Below are 1,465 nucleotides of genomic sequence, written 5' to 3' on the forward strand. Positions count from 1 at the left end.
AGGTCCTATGCTTAAAGCCTCCTGGATTCTAGGGAGGGGAAGAAATACAGCAAAGTTCAGAACAAATAATTGAAGCAGCAGTGGTGTATTCCTGAATATATCAATATAAACAGAAGCTACCTTGCTCAGCAGCCAGTTATCTGACATTTTTGCAATCCCGACCAGTACCCCAATAATCGTTGCCAGAACGATACCGAAAAAGGATACTCTCAATGTACTGACGATTCCTACCATTATGGCTCTTACATAAGGATCGCTCGTACTGTATTCAATCATGGCTTCATTAATATTGAATCCGGCTCTTGCATTTAAAAAATCAAAGCCGAATGACATACCGATTCGCCTCAGACCCGTCATCGTATTCTGAATAAGAATCCAAAGCAGCAGACCAATGATGGCAAGGAAGATGATCTGCAGGATGACAGGTACGACCTTTCTGTTTCTCCAAATCGGTGTTTTTCTATTTTTCTCTGTTGGTGTCATGTTTTTCACTCCTTTGGACTCAAGTCCTGCAAACCGCTCACCAGTTACCATTTGAAAGAGGCCCGCTATTGTGCAGGTCAGCAGGCCTCTTGTCTTTCTCATGTCTTTTTACTTTTCTGTACTTTCTTATCTGTCACGTCACAACAAGTGTGATTTATCTAAACGGCATGGAGTAGTGCAGTCCGCCGTCCTGATACAATCCATTCATGCCTCGAGGTAAATCAAATTGTGTATCCGGTCCAAGGTGGCGATCATAAATTTCCCCATAGTTTCCTACTTGCAGGATAGCCTGATAAGCAAAGTCACTTTCCAGCCCCAGAAAGCCGCCTATATCGTCCTCTACACCTAAGAGACGTCTGATGTCAGGGTTGTCACTGTCAAGGAAATCATCTACATTATCCTGAGTGATCCCGAATTCCTCAGCCTGTATCAGTGCGAATACGATCCAGCTGACCACATCATTCCACTGGTCGTCCCCGTGCAGTACTGCTGGAGCCAGTGGTTCTTTAGACAGCGTATCTTCCAGGATGACATGTGCATCCGGATCATCCAGTACAGCAAAGGCTGATACAAGTCCTGAGCGGTCAGTTGTCCATGCATCGACAGATCCGGATTCATATGCAGCAATAAGGGCATCTCGGTCATCAAAAGTCTGTGTCTCGTAGCTGACTCCCAAAGCTTCCATCTGATCCGCAAGGTTAAGTTCTGTTGTTGTGCCCGTCTCGACCCCAATGATCATTCCTTCCAGATCTTCCAATGAGGAGACGCCAGAATCAGCTCCCACCATCATGCCCTGCCCGTCATAGAACGTTACCGGAGCAAAGTTCAATCCGACTTCTGTATCTCGGCTTGCAGTCCAGGTCGTGTTTCTCAGAAGGACATCTACTTCACCAGTCTGAACAGCTGTAAATCTCTCCTGAGCAGAAAGCGGGCGATAATTGACCGCTTCAGCATCACCGAGCACGCCGGCAGCAATTGCTTT

General features: G+C 46.3%; 2 protein-coding genes. Both read right to left on the reverse strand.

Annotated elements, in window-relative coordinates:
• Positions 1–585 (reverse strand): ABC transporter permease subunit (locus tag ACYQ4S_RS11860; RefSeq protein ID WP_459771345.1); only part of this gene is annotated, 585 nt, incomplete at its 3' end.
• A 52-nt stretch (positions 586–637) separates the two neighbouring features.
• On the reverse strand, positions 638–1,465 hold an 828-nt coding region (locus ACYQ4S_RS11865), incomplete at its 5' end, for an amino acid ABC transporter substrate-binding protein (RefSeq protein WP_459771347.1).

The sequence above is a fragment of the Alkalibacterium sp. s-m-28 genome (genome assembly GCF_054658175.1).